We start from the raw sequence: 1,381 nt of genomic DNA, 5'->3' as shown, positions 1-1,381 counted from the left end.
GCTCAAATGCTCTTTGTCGCTTTTGGTGCTTTGGTGCTTGTGCCGCTCCTAACTGGCCTTGATCCAAACGTAGCCCTCTTTGGTGCCGGTGTCGGTACCCTCCTCTTCCAATTAATGACTAAACGTTCTGTTCCCATCTTCCTTGCCTCTTCTTTTGCGTTTATTGCTCCTATTATGTTCGGTATCCAAACTTGGGGTATCGGTGCAACGATGGGCGGCTTGATGGCAGCGGGCTTAGTTTATGTGGCTCTAGGGGCTATGATCAAAGTGCGCGGTGTTGGATTTATCCATAAAATTCTCCCGCCCGTTGTCGTTGGCCCTGTGATCATGGTTATCGGCCTTGGCCTTGCCCCAACAGCAGTGAACATGGCGGTAGGTAAAACTGGTGATGGAGCTGCACAGCTAGTTAATGGTGATGCTGCGATCATTATCTCGGCGGTCTCACTGCTCACAACCATTGTACTCAGCGTTTTTGCAAAAGGCTTTTTGAAGCTCGTTCCTATTGTTGGTGGTATTCTTGCTGGTTACTCTGTTTCTCTATTCTACGGGGTGGTTGATTTCACTCCCGTAGAGCAAGCGGCTTGGCTAGCCATGCCAAACTTCACCGCGCCAGAGTTCAATATCAACGCAATTTTGTTCATGATTCCTGTCGCTATCGCACCTGCGGTTGAGCACGTAGGTGACATGCTTGCTATCTCAAACGTTACAGGTAAAAACTACCTGAAAAAACCAGGCCTTCACCGCACAATCGCAGGTGACGGGGTGGCAACTATCGCAGCTTCGATGGTGGGTGCTCCACCAAACACCACTTACAGTGAAGTAACAGGAGCGGTAATGCTAACCAAAGCATTTAACCCTGTGATCATGACTTGGGCAGCAATCACCGCAATCGTACTTGCATTGGTAGGTAAGCTAGGTGCGGTTCTTCAAACGATTCCAGTTCCTGTCATGGGCGGCATCATGATTCTGCTGTTCGGCTCCATCGCAACGGTAGGCCTCAACACACTGATCAAGAATAACGTTGATTTACATAAGTCTCGTAACCTAGTGATTGTTGCCGTAACACTTGTGTTTGGCATTGGTGGTATGGCTTTCGGTATTGGTGAGTTCAGTCTACAAGGTGTGAGCCTATGCGGTATCGTGGCAATTATTCTTAACCTTGTGCTACCAAACGATTTAGGTGAAAACCACGTTGTGGATAACGCACAAATGGAAGAAGAAAGCGCGAAATAGTTCGTTTGCGCCGCTTTATTAGGTGGCGTGTCTTACTCTTCTCCTCTTGTATGACCCGTCCTGATATGGGTTGACACTTTTTAACTAAAACGCTCGATGTACTTCATCGGGCGTTTTGTATTTTAAAGCCGTATGAGGCCTCATTTGA

Annotated in this window: 1 protein-coding gene; it reads left to right on the top strand. The window is 47.9% G+C overall.

The window, feature by feature from the left end:
- Window positions 1-1,233, top strand: a 1,233-nt coding sequence (locus tag IQR33_RS09280) for a uracil-xanthine permease family protein (RefSeq protein ID WP_193843655.1), incomplete at its 5' end; no start/stop codon positions are given.
- Between the last annotated feature and the right edge of the window lie 148 nt (window positions 1,234-1,381).

The sequence above is a fragment of the Vibrio sp. OPT46 genome (assembly GCF_015163535.1).
GTDB lineage: Bacteria > Pseudomonadota > Gammaproteobacteria > Enterobacterales > Vibrionaceae > Vibrio > Vibrio alginolyticus.
The sequence above is the reverse complement of the archived record's forward strand: the minus strand, read 5'-3'. Positions and strand labels throughout refer to the sequence as shown.